The organism is Phenylobacterium sp., assembly GCF_016793225.1.
Taxonomy (GTDB): domain Bacteria; phylum Pseudomonadota; class Alphaproteobacteria; order Caulobacterales; family Caulobacteraceae; genus Phenylobacterium.
Genome location: NZ_JAEUMN010000079.1, coordinates 40,791 through 62,109, shown reverse-complemented (window position 1 = coordinate 62,109; position 21,319 = coordinate 40,791). Strand labels below are relative to the sequence as shown.

The window sequence follows — 21,319 nt, the reverse complement described above, 5'->3', positions numbered from 1 at the left end:
CCTCAGGCCGCGGGTTCGTACCAGATGGGCGAGGACCAGGCGCGCTCGAGGATCGTCGGCGCGAGGTTCGGGTTGACCGGCGTCCCGTTCCGCAGGGCGTCCCACGCCGACCAGCGGCATGACGGGTTCTCGAGCACCCGCACATAGTAGAAGGCGCGCTGCTGCGGATCGAACTCGGGATCGCGCCAGACCGTCTTGAGCTCGACGTCGCCCTTGAACGGATCCGGGCGGCAGGTCTTCAGGTCGACGCCGGCGCCGTTGTCCGGGCAACGTCCGCCCGCGGGCTTCAGGCCGTCGGAGCAGACCACGTCGATCACCTTCTCGCGGGCCTGGCCGTTCTCGATCCAGCCTTTCACGATCTGGGCGCGCTGGAGGTAGCCGCCCGAGGGATCGCGCACCGCCCAGAGGACGAAGGCCGGGGCCTTGCCCTTCGCCGCCAGGAGGTCGCCCCCCATGGGGACGCCGTGGGCATAGGCTTGCCGGACCGCGTCGGCGCGGCCCAGCAGGTTGGCCGGGAACTCGTAGCCGGCGAAGAACCGCACCTTGATGCGCGGCCCCGAGGTGGCGAAGGTCTCGCGCCGCCGCAGCGCGGCGTAGATCGCCTCGCGGCTGTTCTCCTCGGCCCAGACGCCCGCCAGGCCGCTCGCGCCCCAGGTCTGGGCCGGCAGCGTGGTCCCGTTCCCGGTCCTGGCCGCCGAGTCCGCGGTCCAGCCGCGCTGGCCCTTCGGCGGGATCGAGCCCCGCAGCTCGGGCGTACCGTCGGGCAGGCCGGCCTTGGAGAAGTAGTTGGGCTCCTCGACGCTGCCGGGCGCGGCGTTGTGGGTGTCGGACGAACCGATGAAGCCCATCCGGAACGGGTTCGCGCCGATCTTCTCGCGATAGATGATCCCGTCCTGAAGCGCGCGGCGGACGTAGCTGCCGGCGAACTTGGTCACCGGGTTCGGGCGCCCGATGTAGGTCTCCATCAGCTCGAACCCGGCCCATTCGTCGTTCGGCGACAGGGTCGGATGGGTTTCGGACGTGCCCTTGATCTGGGTGATCTCGGTCAGCGGCTCGTTCCGGTCGCGGAGCTCGGCATAGGCGCGGTCCAGCGGCTGCCCGTTGCGCCGCGTGGTGTCGTACATCAGCCCGTCCGAGCCGTTGGCGTTGTGCGAGATCGCCAGCGCCTCGATGCCCTTGGCGCGCCAGCCGTCCATCGCGCGCCACAGGTCCTCGGGGTCCGTGGACTCGCTCGCCGAATAGGGCGCGCCGGGAACCTTGGCCGACCGGAAGATCACGTTGCGGTGCAGGTTCCGGCCGTCGGGCGCGGAGGTGTACTCGTAGCCGATCAGGGTGGTGAAGCGGCCGGGCTGGTTGTGCCGCGCCGCGGCCGCCTGCACCTCGGCCCAGGCGCGCGAGCCGATCGCCGGATCCGTGTAGGCCTGGGGCAGGGTCCCGGACTGCCGCGCCAGCACCAGCCGGGAGAAGCCCTTCAGGATCTGGTCGGGGTCGGAGCTGAACAGGCCCTGCGAGAACTCGAGCTTCGACAGCGGACTGTTGGGGTCGCCCGCCTCGCGGATCATCGCCATGTATTCGGCGTGGTCGGTCACCGCCACGAAGTCGAGCGGCCCGCCCGCAAGGCGGACTTCGAACCCGCCGGCGTGGCCGATCGTCTCCCCGCGGGCGAAACGGTAGGCGTCGTCCGGCGTGCGGCGGACGTTGAAGATGTAGGCGTCGTTGGACAGGTAGGTGTGGACGTGCAGGTCGCCGAAGTAGGCGTTCCGGTCGGCGTTCCAGCCCGGCAGCCGGGCGGGCGCCGCCGGGACCGCCGCGGCGGCCACGGCCGCCCGGTCCGCCGCGGCCGGCGCGTCGCGGCCGGCGCTCAGGGCCGCCCCACCGCCCACCAGGGCTCCCGTCAGGATCGCGGGCAGCGCCGCCTTCCAGATCGCCATCGGCCTTCCTCCCCTGGTCGGCCGGGGTGCGTCCCCGGCCATGGTCAGAACGTCTTGGTGGCCCGAACGCCCCAGGTGCGAGGCGGGGCCACGAAGCCGCGGTAGAGCGTGGCGCCCGTGGCGGGCACGCGAACACCGAACACCGCGTCCAGGACCTGCACGAACTTGGAGCCCCGGAAGTACTGCTCGTTCGTCAGGTTGTCGCCGAACAGGGCGACGTTCCAGCTCTTGTCCGGGCTCGTGAGCGCGATGCGGCCGCCGTAGAGCGTGTAGCGGTCCTGGATCGCCTGCGGGTTCAGGTCCGGCGTGGCGTAGAGGCGATCGGTGTAGGCCATGTCGCCACGCACGGTCAGCGTGAAGCCGCCGCCGAACGGGGGCGTGGTGTACTCGACGCCGAGGTTGCCCTGCCACTTCGGCGCGTAGGTCGGCCGGCGGCCGGTGAGGTTCTGCACGGTCCGGCACGAGGTCGCCGAGTTGTTGCAGGCGGGCAGGCCCGGCGCGGCGACGTTCGAGGTGAAGACCGAGTCCAGGTAGGCCACGCCGAAGTCGATGGAGACCCCGTCGATCGGCTTCACCTGGCCCTCGATCTCGACGCCCTTGGCGCGTATCGAGCCGGCGTTGCGGATGATGAAGCTGACGCCGTCGAACGAGCGCTCCTGGAAGTCGTCCAGGTCGGTGCGATAGGCGGTCACGTTCAGCAGCAGGCGGCGGTCGAACAGCACCGACTTCACGCCCAGTTCCCAGTCCTTCGACTTCTCGGAGTCGAAGAGGCGCTTCTGGCCGAGGACGCTGGCGCCGCCGGCCGAGTTCAGGCCGCCCGACTTGTAGCCGGTGGAGTAGGTGACGAACGCCATCACGTCGTCGGTGATGTGCCACGAGAGGTTGGCGCGCCAGTTCGGCTGGCTGTCGTCGAACTTGAGAGCGGTGGTCTCCGCGCCGCGCAGCAGGCCGGCGGCGGGGTTGAGCACGGTCTGCACGAAGCTGCCGGACTTCTTGTCCTTGGTCTCGCGGGCGCCGAGGATCAGGTCGACGGTGTCGGTCACCGCGAACGTGGCCTGGGCGTAGACGGCGTAGCTCTTGGCGTTCTGGGTGAACAGCCCGGGCGTGACGCCGATCTTGGGGCCGGCGTTGCAGGCGTTCACGAGCGCGGGCGCCGCCGCGGCCACGGCGAAGCTGCAGTACTGGCTGCCGAGGTTGAAGTTCTCGCCGATGTCGTAGTCTTCCTCGAAGAAGTAGAGGCCCGCGACGAAGTCGAGCCGGCCGTCGAGCAGCGCGCCTTCAGGCGACAGCAGCTGCAGTTCGTGGCTCTGGGCCTGGCTCTTGAAGGTGGAGTCGCGGCTGACGAGGTCCAGGCGGGTCGAGACCACGTCGCCGTCGCGCTGGAGGTTCTTCCAGTCGCGGTAGGCGTTGATCAGGCGCAGCGTGTAGTCGCCCGGCAGGTTGATGGAGAGGTCGCTGGTCAGGCCGTACTGCCGGTCCTTCAGGTCCCGGTTGTTGACGCGGTAGTCGAAGGTCCGGCTGGGCGGATACGTCAGCTCGGCCAGCGGCGTGCCCGAGCGGGCGGCGAAGTTGGCGATCTGGGTCGGCGACAGAGTCGAGGTGTCGATCTGGTTCAGCGGGAAGCCGTCGCCGTTGGTCCGGGCGTAGTCGACGCGGCCGATCCAGGTGATGTTGTCCGACGGCTTCGCCTTGGCCGAGAAGCGGCCGGCGACCGTGTCGCTCTCGCCGTAGGTCCTGCCGTCGAACAGGTTCTTGGCCCAGCCATCCGTGTCGTTCGCGGTGAGCGCCACGCGGACGGCGAACTGGTCGTTCACCGGCAGGTTCACGATCGCCTCGGCCTTGTGGCTCCCGAACCGGCCGGCCTCCAGGACCGCCTTGCCCGAGAAGCTGTCCTGCGGCGCGGTGGTCCGCAGCGAGACGGCGCCGACGGTGGCGTTGCGGCCGAAGAGCGTGCCCTGCGGCCCGCGCAGGACCTCCGCGCTCTCCACGTCCAGGAAGGTGGTCAGCATGGCGCCGGGGCGCGGGATGAAGACGCCGTCGATGTAGGGCGCGACGCTGGGGTCGATGGCGGCGTTGGAGCTGGCGCCGAAGCCGCGGACCCGGATCGACACGCCCGCCGACTGGGCGATGGTGTCGAAGCGCAGGTTCGGCACGACCTTCTCCAGGCCCTTCACGTCGGTGACGTTCTTCGACTCCATCGCCTTGGCCGAGACGGCCATGATCGAGAGCGGCACGTCCTGGATGTTCTCGGCGCGCTTCTGGGCGGTGACCACCACCTCTTCGACGCCCACCGCCTCCTGCGCCGTCGCGGCGCCGGCGGCCAGCACCAGCATCGAACTCGCGAGCCAGAAACGTTTCGTGCCGAACATGGTGTCTCTCCCCATACGCTTTGGCCGGGCGCTTAGCGGCGCGGCGCCTTGCCGGGAAGCGAAAGAACCAGCACACAGCTATCGCCAAAGGCGATAGGAGAAGGGCCCTGGACATCCGTCAGATGCGCCACGTCCTGGCGATCCACAGGGCCGGCAGCTTCGCCCGCGCGGCCGACGACCTGGGGCTGGCGCAATCCACCCTCTCGAAGAGCATCGCCCGCCTGGAGGACCAGCTGGGTCTGCGCCTGTTCGAGCGTTCCGGCTCGGGCGCGGAGCCGACGCCCATGGGCCTGGTGGTGGTCGCCCGCGCGGGTCGCATCATCGACGAGGCCGAGCGCCTGCAGCGGGACGTCGAACTTGCCGCGGCGGGCGAGGCGGGCGAGGTGCGCATCGGGCTGGGTCCGGCGCTGCGGCCCGCGTTCATGCCCCCGTTCGCCGAAGCGCTGGTGCGGCGCTGGCCCCGGCTCAAGGTGACCCTCGACGTCGGCCGCCGCGAGCGCGTGATCGAGGACTTCCGCGCGGGGCGCTTCGACATGGTCATCGCCGCCCGCGCCGCCGAACTCGAGACGCCCGACCTGGTGTCCACCGAAATCCTGCGCGAGCCGGTGGTCGCCCTGGCGGCGCCTGGGCATCCGCTCGCGCTTCTGCGGTCGATCGCCCCGGACGAGTTCCTCGCCCATCCGCACGTGGCGGCGAGCGCCGTGTCGATGCTCACCGCCCCCGGGGCGGCCACGGAGGTCCGGCCGACGCTGCCCGACGAGCCGCAGATCCAGTGCAGCGACGAGCAGGCGGTGATCGCCGTCGCCCGGGCGGGCCTCGCCACCGCCTTCCTCCCGCGCCACATCGCCGCCGCCGAGATCGAAGCCGGCCGCCTGGTCGTGTTGCCCCTGCGCTGGCGCATGACGATCCGCCTGATGGCGACCACCACGAAGGCGGCTCGCAGCTCGCCCCTGATCCAGGAGATCCTCCGGACCGCCCGGCAGGTGGCCGACGACCTCAGCCCGGCGTGACGCCTGCGAGGCGAGCGCCGCTGGCGCGGAGACGCAGGTTTGCTAGTAGGGGCCGATGAACGACCGGCCGGAACGGCAGCCGCCCGCCACGCGGGCCGACCTCCTGATGACGCGGCTGCTGATGCGCGTCTACTGGTTCGACGAAGCCCTTCAGACCGCGCTGAAGTCGGCCGGCTGGCCGCCGGTCACGCGCGGCCAGTCCCTGCTGTTCGCCAACGTGTCGGCGGGAGTCCACAGGCCGACGCGGCTGGCCGAGAACCTGGGCGTCACGCGCCAGTACATGAGCCAGATGATCGGCGAGCTGGCGGCCCGCGGTCTGCTGGAGGTGGGCCCGGACCCCGAGGACCGCCGCGCGCAGGTGGTGACCTTCGGCAAGGCGGCCATCCCGTTGCGCGACGCGGCCTTCAAGGTTCTGCAGGATCTGGAAGCCGAGCTCGACGCGCGCATCGGCGCCGACGCCGTCGAGGCCCTGGGCCGCGCGCTGGCCGCCGACTGGGGCCCCCCGCCGCAGGTCGCGGCCCCGCCGATCCGATAGGGCGTCAGGTCAGCGCGGTGTTGGGCGGCAGGCCCACGAGCGCGCGTCCCTGAAGCTCCAGCGCCAGGTCGAGGTCGTAGACCACGTGGCTGGCCATGACGTTGACGTCGCGCAGCGCCCGCTGGAGGGGGTTGTCCAGGGCGTGGGCGCTCGAACCCGAGGCTTCGCATACCTCGCGGACCGCCCTGCGGCAGGCGTCCATGACCCAGGCGATCTGGACCCGCAGGTGGATGCGCTGTTCGGCGGTCGAGGGGCTGCCCTGGTTGGCCACCACCATCACCTGGCGGGCGGCGTCGCGCAGGAGGACCTCGGCCGAGCGGACCTCCATGTCGGCGCGCGCCAGGCGCATCTGGGCCGCAGGCTTTTCCCCCTGCCGGGTGGTCGTTCCATGCAGAACGCGCACGTCCAGCCGCTGGCGGAAGGCGGCGACCGCCGAACGCGCCAGCCCGACCGCCGGGATCACCGCCGTGATCCCCAGGAACGGCAGCATGGGCATGCGGTAGATCGGGTTGGGATGCAGCGCAGCCCCCGGCGCGCGGCCCTCGCGCATGTGGCCCATGTCGATCACCCGGTGCTCGGGTACGAACAGCTCATGGGTGGCGATGTCGTTCGAGCCCGTCCCGGCCATGCCGTCCATATGCCAGGTGTCGATGACCTGGGCCTCGGACGCGGGGAAGGCGAAGAACAGCATCCGCGGCGGCGCTTCGCCCGGGACCATCCCCGCCGCCAGGATCCAGTCGGCGTGCATCACCCCCGTGCCCCAGCGCCAGCGCCCGGTCAGCCTGTAGCCGCCGGGCACGGGCTCGGCCTTGCCGGGCGGCATGGTCACGCCGGGCGCGATGACATAGGGCCAGCCGCCGCCGAAGATCTCGTCCTGGGCGGCCTTCGGGAACTGCGCCAGCATCCAGTTGTGCTCGACGCAGAACGAGGCGACCCAGCCCGTCGAGGCGCAGCCCTCGCCCAGCGGCAGCATGGCGTCGATGAAGGTCTCGAGATCGAATTCCAGGCCGCCGTAGGCCCGGGGCACGAAGTGGTAGAAGATTCCACTGTCGCGCAGCGCCTGCCAGACGGTGTCCACCGGCCGGCGCAGGGCCTCGGCCTCGGCGGCGTGGGCGGCCAGCAGCGGCCTCAGCGCCTCGGCCCGGGCCACCAGCTCGGCCGGCGTGAGCGCGTCCAGGGCCGCGCGGCTCAGCCAGTCGCCCCCGGCGGGAATGCGGCGGTCCGCGAGCTGCAGCGAGGTCATGTCGTCGGGCATTGCGGCCTCCTTGCGCACTTTGTCAGGTAACTTGACAAAGCTCGTCAAGCCGAAAGCTCCCTTTAGCTCGGCGCGTACCAGATCGGGGAGGTCCAGGCGCGTTCCTCCACGGCGCGGTCCGCGGCGGGGAAATCGTCGCACCGGCCCGCCTTGCGGCACTGGTGCGCCGACCAGCGCGGAGTGGGCGCCTCGACGACGCGGGCGTACCAGTACGCCGGCTGGCCGCCGTCGAACGCCGGGTCGCGCCATGTCGCGCAGACGCGCCCGCCCGGCGCGGTCGAGCCGCGCCAGACTGTCTCGACGCGCTCGTCGTAGCCGCCGTCGCGGCGCGTCGCGCCCTTGACGATCTCGATCCGCGCCAGAGGCGCGCGGTCGGCGATGGCCTCGATCCGGAAGGCCGGAGCCGCGCCGGCGGCCTCCAGGGTCCCGCCCATGGGAACCGCGGCCTGCAGGGAGCGCCCGTCCGCGCCCTCGCAGGCGAGGGGCGTCCGCCCGCGCGACGCGTGGACGCGCAGGGCGATGCGCGGACCGCTGGTGGCGTAGACCTCGCGCCGGCGCATCGCCGCGAACAGGGACTCGCGCGTGTTCTGCTCGGCCCACACGCCCACGACGCCGCCGGGGTTGAAGTCGAGCCGGCCCATGTTGCGCTCGAAGTTGTCGAGGCCGAACACCGTGCCCCGCCACTGCGCCTCGTCGACGAAGCCGCCGAGGCCGGTGTGGGTGTCCGTCGATCCGACGAAGCCCACCTGCAGGGGGTTGCGACGGGTCTGGGCCTGGGCCATCAGGCCCCGCCGCAGGAGGCCGCGGGCGTAGGTGGAGCGCGCCTTCTCCCACTCGGCCTGCGCGAAGTCGGCCAGGGGCTTCGGACGTGCGTGCGAGGTGATGTAGGGCTCGAAATCGCAGTCCTTGCTGGTCAGCCGATCCGCGTACGGCGCCATGCACTCGCTGGCGCCCTTTTCCTGGGTGATCTCGACGAGCCGCTCGTAGCGGGTGCGCAGGGCCAGGTCGCTCTCGTCCTCGGTCTCGATGTCGAAGCTGAGCCCGTCGCCCATGTTCATGTTGTGCGGGATCGCGATGGCGTCGCAGCCGTCCTGCGGCCGGCACTGACGCGCCAGGGTGTTCCAGAGCTGCGAGACGGATGGATAGCGGATGTAGTCGATCGGGACCGCGGTGGTCTTCTCGTTGGCGAAGATGACGTTGCGGTGGTTGTGCGCCGCGCCGGGCGTGCCCGACCACTCGAAGCCGATGAAGGCGGTGAAGCGGCAGGGTTCGTTGGCGGCGTTGGCCTGCTGCTGCACGCGCGCCCACTGGCTGTCCCGCGCCGCTTCGCAGGCCTTCGGGTCCTGCCTGCAGAGCTCGGTGGGCTGAGGGCGGTCCAGGGTGATGGTCGGGTTCACGTAGTCGCGGAAGACCTGGCTGCCCGTCGCCTGGCTGCTCTTTGCGCGCAGGTCCTTGCAGACCGGATGGTCGGAGACCCGCGGGTCGGTGCAGGTGAACATCAGATCCAGCCACTCGGCGTGGTCGGTCACCGCCATGAAGTCGAGCGGCCGGTCCAGCTGGACGGGGCCCGCCGCGAGCCGGATCGACTCACCCTTGGCGAACCGGTAGGCGTCGGCCGGGGTCTGGATCGTGCCGTAGCCGTAGGCGTCGAGAGAATAGGCGGTATGGACGTGCAGATCGCCCCAGTAGACGCGCTTCACGCCGGGCTGCGCGCCGGGGCAGGGCCGCGCCTGAGCCATGGGCTCGGCGGCAGCGGGCGTCGCTGCGGGAGGGTCCGAGGCGCAGCCGAGCAGGGGGGAGGCGAGCAGCGCAAGCGGCAGGAGCCGCCGCGTCATCGCGCTCCGCCGGAAGACGCCGGCGCCGGGCAGCCTGCCGATCCACATCCCGCCTCTCCCTGCAAACGCGCGCCGGATCACGCTCGGGGCTGGCGCCGATTTAGTCAACAGACCTGACAGATCGCGATTTCGTCAGGTTAATTGACAAAGCCCGGAGCCCACGTAGCATCCCCGCTGAACGGCGTTCGGGGCCGTTCACAGGCCGGAGCCGTCGCATCACGCGATGGCGCGTCGGAGAACCGGGCCAGCTGGCCCGCCGGCCATACGGGGAGGTAAAATGTCTCGCACATCACGGTCGCCGTACCGGCTGACGTTTGCGCTCGCCATGGCCCTCTCGGGCGGGGTCGCGGCGGTTCCGGCGGTCTCCAGGGCCCAGGCGGCGGACACCCGCGACGCGCTGGCGATCGAGGAGGTGGTCGTCACCGCCCGCAAGCGCGAGGAGAACCTCCAGGAAACTCCCATCGCCATCACTGCGGTGGGCGGCGAGCAGCTGCAGGCGCGCGGCGCCGTGGACCTGACCGCGATCGAGACGCTCGCGCCGAACGTCCACTTCTCGGCGAACCAGCCCACCTCGGGCCTCTCGGGGGCGACGGCGGTGTTCATCCGCGGCATCGGGCAGCGCGACTTCACCATCAACATCGACCCCGCCGTCGGCGTCTACTTCGACGGCGTCTACGTCGGCCGCTCCATCGGGGCCCTCATGGACCTGGTCGAGATCGAGCGCGTCGAGGTCCTGCGCGGCCCGCAGAACACCCTGTTCGGCCGCAACACCATCGGCGGCGCGATCAGCGTCGTCACCAAGTCGCCCGCCGAGCAGTTCGGCGGCTCGATCCGGGTGTCAGGCGGCGAGGACACCTATGCCGAGGTGGCGGGCAGCGTGAACGTGCCGCTCTCCGAGACGGTGCGCGCCAGCCTCAGCGCCTTCTACCGCCACCAGGACGGCTTCGTGAAAGCCCTCCAGTACAACGACGTGAAGCTGGGCGAGGACGACGTCCGGGGAGCGCGCGCCAAGCTCGTATTCGACTTCAGCCCGTCCGTCAGCCTGGAGCTCGCCGGCGACATCGCCCGCACGTCGAACACCCCCGGTCCCGTGGTCCCCGTGGTGCTGAACACCCTGCTGCCCGTGGGGACGGTGGGCACGGGCCCGTTCAACACCTTCTTCAACAACAGCCTGACCCTGTCGGGCGACGCGGCCTGCCGGACCACCGCGGGCCACGCCACCAACAGCCGCTGCTTCGGTTCGGTCTGGCTGCCCGCGTCGCGCTACGCCTCCAACGCGGTCTTCACCGACCGCAACGGGCGCAAGGTGGATCCGGACAACCAGCTCGACACGAACGGGATCAGCGCGACGCTCACGGCCGACACGCCGCTGGGGCAGTTCAAGTCCATCTCGGCCTACCGTGACTTCGACGCCGTCACCTTCAACGACCTCGACTTCACGCCCTACCTGCTGTTCGCCAACAACCACCCCGAGTTCTCCCAGCATCAGTACTCGCAGGAGTTCCAGCTGGTGGGCTCGACCGCGAACGGAAAGGTCGATTACGTCCTCGGCCTCTACTACTTCGAGGAGAAGGGGCTCGAGCGGATCTTCAACCAGATCGTCACCGCCTTCAACGCGACGACGAACCCCGGCTCGCTCGCCCAGGACATCTTCCGCAACATCGACAACTCGTCGAAGGCCGCCTACGCGCAGGTGACCTACCACCTCACCGACGCGCTCAGCATCACCGGCGGCGCCCGCTACACCGAGGGGCGCAAGACCTTCAGGATCAAGAACATCCTGCCCAGCGGCGCCACCGACGGTCCCTATCGCGGGGTGAAGGAAGTCGAGCGGCTGACCCCCACGATCACCGTCGGCTGGAAGGCGACGCCCGACTCCTACCTCTACGCCACCTATTCGGAAGGCTTCCGGGACGGGGGCTTCGCCGCCCGCTTCCTGGGCGTGCTGCCGGCCAACCTGCCGTCGTACGATCCCGAGTTCGTGGAAGCCTACGAGGTGGGCTCGAAGAACGTCCTGTTCGACGGGCGGCTGCGCCTGAACGCGGCGGTGTTCCACACCAAGTACAAGGACCTGCAGGTCGACGCGACGGTCCCGCCGGCGCTGCAGATCTCCCAGCAGTCCACCATCCTCAACCTGGCGCAGGCCCGCATGCAGGGGGTCGAGGTGGAGTTCGACGGGCGCCTCACCGAGTGGCTGCGGGTCGACGGGGCTGTGGGCTACCTGGACGCCGACATCCAGAGCGTGCTCGGCGGCCGCGTGGCCTCGGGCGCGTTCGGCGTCACCACGGCCACCGATCTGCCCTACACGCCGAAATGGACCGCGAACCTGGGCGTGACCGCCACCACGCGGGTGGCCGAGATGGGCAAACTCGCGGCCCGGTTCGACCTCAGCTACTCCGACACCCAGACCTCGGCCATCGACGGCAACTACGAGACCAAGCTGCGCTCGCGCAGCCACCTCAACGCCTCGCTCCGGTACACGCCGGACGGCGGCCGCTGGGAGGCCGGGCTCTACGTCCGCAACCTCACGAACGACCACTACTTCGTGCAGAAGACCAACATCCAGGCGCTGAACTCCGCGTTCGGGGCCCTGGGCCGTCCGCGCACGATCTTCGCCTCGGTGACCTACCGATTCGGAAACTGAGCGGGCCGCTGCGGCCGGTCGACGGATCGCCGCGACCGGCGCGGCTAGGTGGTGACGGCCGCGACCACCGCGTCCAGCACGGCCTGCGCCTTGGCGCGCATCTCGTCGTCGGTCGCATCCTGGATCGGATGGTCGACCAGCACGTAGCGTGCGCCATCCATGCCCAGCATCCTGCGCTGGGCTTCGGCGGCCTCGGCGAACTCGCTGGACGCTATGGAGACGGCGGGTCGGCCCTGGATCTCGAACCACACGGTGTCGTGCAGACTGCACGTCGTGCATGATCCTCAATCGGCGAGGGCTTCGACCACCACGTTGCACTCGGCCTTGATCTTCAGCCGCAGGTCCGAGGGGCAGGGCTTGGCGAAGGTCGGCTTCGCGTAGCGCCGGATCTCGGCCTCGGGGAACCGGCCCGCCAGCAGGCGCTCCAGCTCGTCCAGCAGGACGTTGCCGCGCGGCTTCGAGATGTCGAGCAGGCCGATCACGCCGGGAGAATTGGCGGTCCGCGGCGTGATCTGCCGCGCGACGGGCACCCGCTCGTCTGTGGGATCCAGGATTGTCGTCATCGACGTCCTCCGAACGATGCCGCGAGGCTATCAGTCTTCGATTTTCTTGGAAACGACGGCCGAACCCGCCGATCCCGTCAGCCAGCCGTGGAAGGCCGCGGAGAACTTGCCGGCTTCCGAGCCCGCCACCACGATGTGGATGAACTTGCCGTCGGCGAACTTGGGCGCGGGCGAATCCAGCACCGCGTCGGTCATCTTCGCGGCGGAGGCCACGGGGATCCCGGCCCCCGAGACCGCATTGGCGACCATCTCGCGGAGCGGCCGCGCCGTCACCGCCTGGATGCGCTCGCGCAGGCGGGCCTTGGGGTAGTCGCCCTGCGAGGTGAGCGTCTTCACGTGCTCGGGGCAGACCACCAGCAGGGCGTCGACCGGGATCCGGTGGATCTTCGACAGGAAGACGCCCTCCAGCCCCAGGCCCAGCGTGCCCGCGATCTGGTCCGGTTCGCGGGACTCCTGATCGACGATCTGGACCGGACCGCTGGTCATGGCGAAGGCGGTGATGACCGAGTCCTCGCGGCCGAAGCCACGCTCCACGTGCAGGGGCTCCCACGGCGAGCCTTCCTCCCACTCGGCGAAGCACATGGTGAACTTCATCGGATTGGAGAGGGTCGAGCGGTCGGTGCCGCCGGGCCTGGCCCCGCCGACGTTGCGCACCACGAGCCGGACGGCGCGGCCGATCGTGGCGTTGGCGCGGTTGCCGTTGCCCAGGGCGGCCTGCTTCATGTTCATGCCGATGCGGTGACGGATGGGGCCGTTCACGATCAGCACGGGGGCGGCGCCCATGGTCGTGGCGTTCACGCCGTGGATGTTGAACTCGTCGGTGCAGACCGCCTCGACCCCCGCCAGGACGACCGGCAGGTACTCGGGCTTGCAGCCGGCCATCACGGCGTTGATGGCGACCTTCTCCACCGTCACCGGGGCCATGCTGGGCGGGACGATCGCGACGATGTCCTGCGGCGACCGCCGCGTCCCCGTCAGCATGCGCAGCACGCGCTCGGGCGTTGGCGCCACCAGCGGCAGGCCGTCCGAGAAGCCCTGGTCGAACATAAACTCGTCGATGTCGTCGGACGGCGCGACCTCGATGCGTCGCGCCCGGATCGGGCTGCCGTCGGCTTCCGCGAGCAGGCGGTCGTGAATCTCGGGATCGAGGTGCTTGGAGCCGCATCCCGGCCGCCAGTCGGGGAGTTGCGGCCAGTCCACCGCGGGCGGCGGCAGGGCCAGCTCTCCGGAGATCCGCTGGGCGAGCTGCCGCCACTCCTCGCGGACGAATCCCTCCAGGGGCGCGCCCGGTTCCTGGCCCGGAGCGATCCAGTACACCGCGGGCACGATGTCGAAGCCCCACGCCAGCGACGTCCTCAGCGCACTGTCGTCGAGGATCGGCAGGGTCAGGCCGTGACGGTCCTTCAGGATCGCATTGCCGTCCGCGGTCTGGCCCACCATCCAGACGTCCGCGGCGTCGGCCCATGCGCGGTGGAACGCCTCCAGCACGGGCGCGGTCAGGTTGCAGGTCGCGCAGTCCTCCTTGACGAAGGCGATCAGGCTGGGGCGGCCGGTCGGAAACCGCCGAGGCTCGCCGGCCATGTCGGGCAGGGAGAAGGCCGTGGCGGTCATCGGGCTGTCCTCATGTTCGCACGCGTGCGCGGGGCCGCATCTGGCGGAGGCGGATGGGAATCGAACCCACCACACGCCTTGTCGACGTGTCGCCGGTTTTGAAGACCGGGGAAGCCACCAGACTCCAGTCACCTCCAGGGGGCGACACTAGGCTGGGTTCCGTGGCGTCCCGAAGCGCTTTCGCGAAACTCGACGATCCGGCGCACGTCGCCTTCGCGGACCGTGTCCCCGCGGGCGTCCAGGAATTCCAGGATCGGGACGATGAACTTGCGCGACGTGCCCAGCGCTTCCCGCGCGGCGCCGGTGGGAAACGCGGCGGGCGGCGGAAAGGCGGCCCGCAGCCTGGCGAGCGCCTCGTCCAGGGCGGCCACGTGGAACACCAGGGTCTGGCGCAAGGCGTGGTTCCGCAGGCGCGCCAGACGGTCGAGGTCGATCAACAGCTCGACCAGCGCCGCGTCTTCGCTGCCCGGCGGCGCAAGCACGGCCAGGTCGGGCGGCGATGCGCCGCCCTCGCGGATCTGGCCCTCCAGCTGGCGCAGGCGTGCGAGCGCCGTGGTGGAAAGCCGCGCCAGCGGGTCATGCGAGGCCAAGGCCACCCGCGCGCCGTTCAGCCTGATGTCGCCGTCGCGGACGAGCTGTCGTTCCACGTGATCCAGGAGGTCCCGGGAGGTCGTGCGGCCGAAGCCGGCGCGGATCGCAGCGACCTGCGCCCACGCCCGGTCCGGGGCCGCGCGGTGGGCCTCGGCGAGCCGCGACCGGTAGGACTCGCGTGTGGCGTCGATGACGGCGGGCGAGGCCAGCAGGTCCGGCGCGAGCTCGCGGAAAGGGCCCAGCAGGGCCCGGACCTCGGCCGCCGGCCGCCGCGAAAGCCGCGCCGCTTCCGAGGTCGAGAGGACACCGCCGCCGCGGCGGGCCAGCAGCTCGGCGATCCGCTCGAGGTCCCCCGCCGCTGCGGCCTCCAGCAGTTCGCCGCGCGCCCCGGCGTCTCCCCGCAGCCTCGGCGCGACGGGATCCAGCACCACGGCGCCGCCGATCGTCTCGGCCGGGGAGGGACGGCGCAGCACCGCGCGCTGGCCCGCGAACGCCGCCACCGGCGAGGTGAAGCGAAGCTGCGCCAGGCCCCGTCCGCCCGGGGCCAGCGCGCCGTCGGCCAGCAGCCGCACCTTCGCCAGGTCCTGCCGCGCCCCCCACATCACCCGCACCTCGTCGCCCGATCTCACGGGCCGGGCGCTTTCCGCCGCCAGTTCGAGCTGAACATCGACCAGCAGGCTGGGCGCGAGGGCGTCCGGCGTGCAGAGGATGTCGCCCGCGCGGACCTCGTCCAGCGTGACGCCGCGCAGCGCCGCCGCCACGCGTCCGCCGGGCGCTGCGCCTTCCACCGCGGCGCCGTGCACCTGCAGCTGGCGCAGGGTGACCCGCACGCCCGAGGGCATCAGCATCGCCGGCGCTCCCGTTCGCAGGGGCCCGCCGTGGAGCGTCCCGGTCACCACCGTGCCCGCGCCGGCCATCGTGAAGACCCTGTCCAGCGGCAGGATCGCCCCCGGCGCCGGCTCGGGTTCAGGGCGGCGGGCCACGAGGGCCGCCAGGGCCTCGTGCAGGGCCGCGAGGCCCGCTCCGGTCCGCGCGGAACATGCGATCATCGGCGCGCCCGCGAGGAACGTGCCTTCGACCTCGGCGGCGATGCGCGCGCGGACGGCGGCGGCGGCGTCATCGCCGAGCAGGTCCGACTTGCTGATCGCGACGATCCCGGCGCGCAGGCCCAGCAGCTCGGCCACGCGCAGGTGTTCGCGGGTCTGCCGGCCGAAGCCCTCGGTCGCCGAGACCACCAGGAGGGCCGCGCGCGCGCCGGTGGTCCCCATCACCATCGCCCGGATGAAGTCCTCGTGCCCGGGCGCGTCCAGGAAATCCACCGCGCCGTCCGGGTAGTCGCGCCAGGCGTAGCCGAGCGTGATTGACAGGCCCCGCGCCTTCTCCTCCGCCAGCCGGTCGGTCTCGATCCCGGTGAGGGCCCGGACGAGCGCGGTCTTGCCGTGGTTCACATGGCCGATCACCGCGACGCTGAGGGAGGGTCCAGGGCCCATGGCGACGTCCCTACGCAAAAGCGCGCCGGCCGTCATCCGACCCCGCGCGCCTTGCCCGCCGCCCGCCGGACTCCTTACTGTCGCGCGCTGCCCGGAGGAGCTCGATGACAGCCGCGTCCGACGCCCGGAACCCGGATCCGCGCCGCCGATTACCGGCCGTGGGAACGGTTTGCGCGGACCCCGCGGCGTCGGCGCTGACGGACAGGTTCGGCGCGACCGCAGTCGTCGCAGCGGTGCGGACGGTGCTGGACGAGACCCGGGCCCAGCTCCGGTCCGACCCCAACCGCGTCCCCACGATCGCCGAGCTTCTCGCCGCCTGCGCCGCCAGGCTGGAGGCGCGCGCGCGGGCGACCCTGGTTCCGGTGATCAACGCCACCGGCGTGGTCATCCACACCAACCTCGGCCGCGCCCCCCTCGCGCCCGAGGCCGTCGCGGCCATGGAGGCCACGGCGGGATACGGCAATCTGGAGCTGAACCTGGACACCGGCCGGCGCGCCTCGCGCCACGACCATCTCGACGCGCTCATCGCCGAGCTTTCGGGCGCCGAGGCCGGGCTGGCGGTGAACAACTGCGCCGGGGCGGTCCTGCTGGCGCTCGCAGCCGTGGCGGACCGCGCGCCGGTCATCGTGTCGCGCGGCGAACTGGTGGAGATCGGCGGCGGCTTCCGCGTGCCCGACGTGGTGGCGCAGAGCGGTTCGCGCCTCGTAGAGGTCGGCGCCACCAACCGCACTCACCTGCGCGACTACGAACAGGCGCTTCGGGAGCACCCGGATGCGAAGGTGATCCTGCGCACCCACCCCAGCAACTTCCGCATGACGGGGTTCACCAGCAGCCCTTCGCTGGACGCTCTCGCCCGGTTCGCGCACGCCCACGGCCTGCTGCTGATCGAGGACCTGGGCGGCGGCGCCCTGATCGACCTAGGCCCCTACGGGATCCCCGACGAGCCCACGGTGCAGGCCAGCCTCCGCGCCGGCGTCGACCTCGTGCTCTTCAGCGGCGACAAGCTGCTGGGCGGGCCGCAGGCGGGCATCGCCGCGGGCTCCCGCGATCTCGTCGAGCGGCTGGGCCGCCATCCCCTGGCCCGGGCGCTACGCCTCGGCAAGCCGTCGGTCGCGGCGCTGGCCGCGACGCTGCGCCTGTACCGCGCCCCCGTCGACCCCACGCAGCGGATTCCCGTGCTGCGAATGCTGACCGAGCCGCTCGCGGCGATCGCCGCACGCGCGGAAGCCCTGACCTCAAGGATCGCCGACGTGCCTGCGCTCGAGGCGGCCGTCGAAGAGACCCAGGGCTATGCGGGCGGGGGCGCGATGCCGATGCTCCCGCTGCCGGGCCGGGCGGTGGCGCTTCGGAGCCGGCGGTTCAGCCCCGACGACCTGGCGCGCCGGCTCCGCAATGGGGCGACGCCGGTTCTCGGCCGGATCGAGCGCGATCTCCTGCTGCTGGAACTGCGCACCGTGTCGGACGCCGAACTGCCGGCCCTCGCGGCCGCCATCGCCCAAGCGGCGTGACGCAGCGCCACGCGCCCGGGCGGCGCGGCCCTTCGGCGCCTAGAGCAGGCCGACCGTGTCCTGGAGCGCCGCGCAGGTGGCGAGCAGCGCCGTGGCGACGCGGGCCTCGTCCTCCTGGGTGACCCGCTCGACGGGCGCGGAGATCGAGATGGCGGCGGCGGGCGATCCCGTCCGGCCGGGGATCGCGCAGCCCATGCTCACCACGCCCGGCGTGTCCCGTGAGATCGCGTAGCCCCGGCGTCGGGCTTCTTCCAGGTCGCGCACGATCTCGGCCAGAGTAGCCTCGCGCCGGTCGCCGGCATGCGCCAGCGCCCGCGCCGCGGCGTCGCGGAGGTCGGCGGCCTCGGCCAGCATGGCGCGGCCGCCCGACGTCAGCAGCGCGGGAACCCGGCTGCCGGGGCGCGCGGAGAACCGGGTGGGGCGGGGCGAGACGAGCCGCTCGAGGTACAGGACATCCTCGCCGGACGGGACCAGCAGGCTGACGGTTTCGCCCACCTCCCGGTGCAGCGACTGCAGGAACGAGGCCGCCGCGCGCTTCACGGGGTGCTCGAAGACGATGGCCGAACCCAGTTCCCACAGCTTCAGGGACGCCCCGTACCGTCCTGTCTCGGCCTCCTGGATCACGTAGCCCAGGGCGACGAGCGTCTGCAGGATCCTGTGCGCGGTGCTCTTCTGCAGGCCGACCTGCTCCGACAGGCGGGACAGTCGCACCGGCGCCCCGGCCGACGCGAGCGCCTCGAGGATCGCGAGAGACCGGGAGACGGCCTGGTCCATACTGTTCCTTCGATAAAATGCCGAGACGGGACGATTGACTCGAATGGACGTCCGGTCGGAGAATGCCGTCAGTCAATACGTCGTTCCGCAGAGCGGAACAAGCGGCGCTGGAGGGAGAGCCGATGTCGTTGCGTGGACCCACCCGTCGCTCCGCGCTTGCGGCCGGCGGCCTGGCCGTGGCCGCCGGGCACTCCTGGGCGCAGTCGGAGTCCATCGTCGAGACCACCGAGGGGAAGTACCGGGGGCGCGTCAGCGACGGGATCCACGTGTTCAAGGGCATGCGCTACGGCGCCTCGACGGCGGGGGCGGGCCGCTTCCGTCCGCCACGTCCGGCCGAGCGGTTCGCCGGCGTCCGCGACGCGCTGGACTACGGCGAGCAGACGCCCCAGGTGCGCTCGAGCCTCGCCGACCCTGGGCCGATGAGCGAGGACTGCCTGCGGATAAACGTCTGGACGCCGGGCCTGGGCGATGGGCGCAGGCGGCCGGTGCTGCTGTGGTTCCACGGCGGCGGGTTCGAGGCGGGCTCGGGCTCGGCGCCGATCTACGACGGGACGCGGATGGCCCGGCGGGGCGATGCGGTGATCTGCACGATCAACCACCGCCTCAACGTCTTCGGCTTCTGCGATCTGTCGTCGTACCTGGGTGAGCCGTTCCGGCAGTCCGGCAATGTCGGCTACCTCGACCTCGTGGCGGCCATGCGATGGGTCCGCGCCAACATCCCGGCCTTCGGCGGCGACCCGGCCAACGTGATGATCTACGGGCAGTCGGGCGGCGGGCGGAAGGTGAGCATCTGCTACGCGGGGCAGGACGCGGCCGGGCTGTTCGCCAAGGGCGTCGTGCAGTCGGGCTCGCACCTGCTGATCCAGACCCCGGAGCAGTCCGGCGCGCTCACGGCGTCTCTGCTGAAGACGCTCGACATCGACCCGAAGAACGCCGCGGCCCTGCTGGAGGTCCCGCAGGAACGGCTGACGGCGGCTCAGCGCGACGTCATCGTCAAGGCCGGCTACCGGTTCGAGCCCGTGCTGGACGGCGTCACCTTCACGGCCCATCCGTGGATCCCGAACGCGCCCCAGCGGACGGCCCGGGTCCCGCTGATGCTGGGCACGACCCGGACCGAGCTCTCGAACCAGCTTGGACGGGATCCGGCGGTCTATGCGCTGGATGACGCGGGCCTGAAGGCCCGGCTGAGGACCTTCCTGCCCGCGCCGGACCTGGACGAGGCGGTCGCCGCTTTCAGGGCCGCAAACCCGGCTGCGTCGCCCACCGAACTCTACTTCCTCATCACCTCCTGGCGGTCGTACATCCTGAACGCCACCATCATGGCTGAGGCGCGGGACACGCTGAACGGCGCCCGGAACCCCACCTGGATGTACCAGGTCACCTGGCGCTCGCCGGCCGAGGGCGGCCGCCGGATCAGCCAGCACACGCTGGACCTGCCGTTCATGTTCGACAACGTGGCGCGGGCGCCTCATCTGACCGGGCCGGAAAGCGCCGAGACCCGGGCCATGACCGAGGCGATGGCCGGCGCCTGGCTGGCCTTCGCGCGCTCGGGCGATCCGAACCACAAGGGCCTGCCCCATTGGCCCGCCTACGACCGCGCGCAGCGGCGGACGATGCTGTTCGAGACGCCCGCGAAGGTGGTCGCCGATCCCTTTGCGGCCGAGCGCCGGTTCATGGCGCGATACGAGCCGGTGCGCGCCACCGCGCGGAGTGAGTAGGGCGATGACCTCGGCCTCGCGTCGCGGCCTCCTGGCCGGCGCAACCGCCGCGGCGCTCGGATCGCTGGCGCCCGAGGCTGCGGCGCAGCCGCTGCAGCCGCAGGTGACCCCCGCGCTGAGCCGCTTCGTGGCCGCCAGCCCGTCTGCGTCCATCCCCGAGGACGTGCGCGAAGCCGGCCGGCTCCACATCCTGGACACCCTGGCGTCGATCGTCGCCTGCCGCGACCTGCAGCCGGCCGTCCTGGCCCGCCGGTTCGCCGAGCAGCAGTCGGGCGCGCCCCGGCGCAACGCCGCCACCATCCTGGGGACGCAGTCGCGGGCCGCCCTGATCGACGCCGTGTTCGCCTCGGCGATGACCGGGCACGCCGCCGAGATCAACGACTTCATCCCCTCGGCCTTCGTGCAGCCGGGTCCGCCCATCGTATCGGCCGCCGTCGCCCTGGCTGAACAGCGCGGGCTGGGCGGGGATGCGGTGCTCCGGGCGACCATCACCGGCTATGAGCTGGCCAGTCGCGTCCCCAAGGCGCTGGGCCTGCGCAATCTCAACCGCAGCGGCCTGGCGAACCACGGGATCGGCCCGGTGTTCGGCGTCGCCGCCGCCGCCGCTTCGATGATGCGCCTGCCCGAGGCGCGCATCCCCGACCTCCTGACCTACTGCTCCCAGCAGGCGGCCGGATCCTGGCAGTGGCTGCTGGACGTGGAGCATGTGGAAAAGGCCTTCGTGTTCGCCGGGATGGGCGCCCGCGCGGGGCTGCAGGCGGCGCTGTTCGCGGAACTCGGCTTCACGGGGGTGCGGAACAACCTGGATCAGCCCGGCGGCTTCCTGGACCAGGGCGTGTTCAGGGGGCCGGACAGCGATCTCGACCGGAGCCGCCTGATCGACGGCCTGGGCCAGCGCTGGGAGATGCCGCATGCGGCCTTCAAGCGCTATCCGACCGGGGGCCCGACCCAGCCGGCGGTCGAGGGCCTGCTGAAGCTGCTGCCGGAGCTGCGCGCCGAGACGGTGCGGCAGGTCAGGATCGAGATGCCCGGCCGCTGGCAGGCGTTCCGTGACGCCGAGATGCCGGCGCTGAACCTGCGCTACCTCACCGCGATCATCCTCATCGACCGCCGCCTGGACTTCGTGTCGGCCCAGTCGCTCGAGCGGATGCGGACGGACGCGGCGGTCCATGCGCTGATGGGCCGGGTGGAGATCGCGCACGACCCGGCGCAGGAGACGCCCCCGGGGCAGCCGCGGGCCGAGTCGGCGCGGGTGATCGCCACCGATTCGTCCGGCGGCCGCCACGAGGCCTTCGTGCCCTATGTGCTGGGCTACCCCTCGCATCCCATGGCGCGCGCCGACGTGGAGGCCAAGGCCCTCGACCTCATGGCGCCGCGCCTGGGAAGCCGGCGCGCGCGGGAGGCGATCGCCCGCTGCCGCGAGATCGAAACCGTGAGGTCGGGCGCCGAACTCGTCCGCCTCATCGCCAGCTGACCGGAGACCTG

The 21,319-nt window shown here is 71.6% G+C and carries 14 protein-coding genes and 1 tRNA gene; 6 read left to right on the top strand and 9 right to left on the bottom strand.

The features are described from left to right. Positions 1–2: 2 nt before the first annotated feature. Together JNK30_RS09285 and JNK30_RS09280 are read right to left on the bottom strand one after the other, a co-directional pair. Positions 3–1,931, bottom strand: a complete 1,929-nt coding sequence (locus JNK30_RS09285; protein WP_293481896.1) for a DUF3604 domain-containing protein — start codon at positions 1,929–1,931, stop codon at positions 3–5. A 44-nt stretch (positions 1,932–1,975) separates the two neighbouring features. Next, positions 1,976–4,300: a TonB-dependent receptor gene (locus JNK30_RS09280; RefSeq protein WP_293481894.1), complete on the bottom strand. Its 2,325-nt coding sequence runs from the start codon at positions 4,298–4,300 to the stop codon at positions 1,976–1,978. Between the two features lie 122 nt (positions 4,301–4,422). Between JNK30_RS09280 and JNK30_RS09275 the strand changes: the two genes are divergently transcribed. Beyond that, a complete protein-coding gene (locus tag JNK30_RS09275) occupies positions 4,423–5,310 on the top strand; it encodes a LysR family transcriptional regulator (RefSeq protein WP_293481892.1) in 888 nt (295 codons plus the stop codon). Positions 5,311–5,365: 55 nt separating this feature from the next. Then, positions 5,366–5,845 carry a MarR family winged helix-turn-helix transcriptional regulator gene (locus JNK30_RS09270; RefSeq protein ID WP_293481890.1) on the top strand — a complete coding sequence of 160 codons (480 nt, stop codon included), beginning with the start codon at positions 5,366–5,368 and terminating at the stop codon, positions 5,843–5,845. 4 nt (positions 5,846–5,849) lie between these two features. On the opposite strand, the gene JNK30_RS09265 is transcribed toward JNK30_RS09270, so the two are convergent. Both JNK30_RS09265 and JNK30_RS09260 read right to left on the bottom strand, forming a co-directional pair. Continuing rightward, a complete protein-coding gene (locus JNK30_RS09265; protein ID WP_293481888.1) occupies positions 5,850–7,100 on the bottom strand; it encodes an acyl-CoA dehydrogenase family protein in 1,251 nt (416 codons plus the stop codon). A 62-nt stretch (positions 7,101–7,162) separates the two neighbouring features. Further along, positions 7,163–8,983, bottom strand: coding sequence for a DUF3604 domain-containing protein (locus tag JNK30_RS09260; RefSeq protein WP_293481886.1), 1,821 nt, complete (start codon positions 8,981–8,983; stop codon positions 7,163–7,165). A gap of 229 nt (positions 8,984–9,212) precedes the next feature. Between JNK30_RS09260 and JNK30_RS09255 the strand changes: the two genes are divergently transcribed. Then, positions 9,213–11,579: a TonB-dependent receptor gene (locus tag JNK30_RS09255; protein WP_293481884.1), complete on the top strand. Its 2,367-nt coding sequence runs from the start codon at positions 9,213–9,215 to the stop codon at positions 11,577–11,579. A gap of 44 nt (positions 11,580–11,623) precedes the next feature. Here JNK30_RS09255 and JNK30_RS09250 read toward each other — a convergent pair whose 3' ends face one another. The 4 genes from JNK30_RS09250 to selB form a co-directional block, all read right to left on the bottom strand. Continuing rightward, on the bottom strand, positions 11,624–12,142 hold the full coding sequence (locus JNK30_RS09250) for a UGSC family (seleno)protein (protein ID WP_293481882.1): 519 nt from the start codon (positions 12,140–12,142) through the stop codon (positions 11,624–11,626). 30 nt (positions 12,143–12,172) lie between these two features. After that, the gene (locus tag JNK30_RS09245; protein ID WP_293481880.1) at positions 12,173–13,753 is read right to left on the bottom strand and encodes a hypothetical protein; all 1,581 of its coding nucleotides are present in this window, start codon (positions 13,751–13,753) and stop codon (positions 12,173–12,175) included. Between the two features lie 41 nt (positions 13,754–13,794). Continuing rightward, positions 13,795–13,889, bottom strand: a tRNA-Sec gene (locus tag JNK30_RS09240). Continuing rightward, the gene (gene selB / locus JNK30_RS09235) at positions 13,882–15,834 is read right to left on the bottom strand and encodes a selenocysteine-specific translation elongation factor (protein WP_293481878.1); all 1,953 of its coding nucleotides are present in this window, start codon (positions 15,832–15,834) and stop codon (positions 13,882–13,884) included. Before selB ends, JNK30_RS09240 begins: the two co-directional genes overlap by 8 nt. Before the next feature lie 104 nt (positions 15,835–15,938). On the opposite strand from selB, the gene selA reads away from it, so the two are divergent. Continuing rightward, on the top strand, positions 15,939–17,342 hold the full coding sequence (gene selA, locus JNK30_RS09230) for an L-seryl-tRNA(Sec) selenium transferase (RefSeq protein WP_293481876.1): 1,404 nt from the start codon (positions 15,939–15,941) through the stop codon (positions 17,340–17,342). Between the two features lie 39 nt (positions 17,343–17,381). On the opposite strand, the gene JNK30_RS09225 is transcribed toward selA, so the two are convergent. Beyond that, positions 17,382–18,116, bottom strand: a complete 735-nt coding sequence (locus JNK30_RS09225) for an IclR family transcriptional regulator (RefSeq protein ID WP_293481874.1) — start codon at positions 18,114–18,116, stop codon at positions 17,382–17,384. A 122-nt stretch (positions 18,117–18,238) separates the two neighbouring features. Here JNK30_RS09225 and JNK30_RS09220 point away from each other — a divergent pair, with 122 nt between their 5' ends. Both JNK30_RS09220 and JNK30_RS09215 read left to right on the top strand, forming a co-directional pair. After that, a complete protein-coding gene (locus JNK30_RS09220) occupies positions 18,239–19,834 on the top strand; it encodes a carboxylesterase family protein (protein WP_293481872.1) in 1,596 nt (531 codons plus the stop codon). A gap of 4 nt (positions 19,835–19,838) precedes the next feature. Then, positions 19,839–21,308 (top strand): MmgE/PrpD family protein, encoded by a 1,470-nt coding sequence (locus JNK30_RS09215; protein WP_293481870.1) that lies wholly within the window; start codon positions 19,839–19,841, stop codon positions 21,306–21,308. Positions 21,309–21,319: the final 11 nt, after the last annotated feature.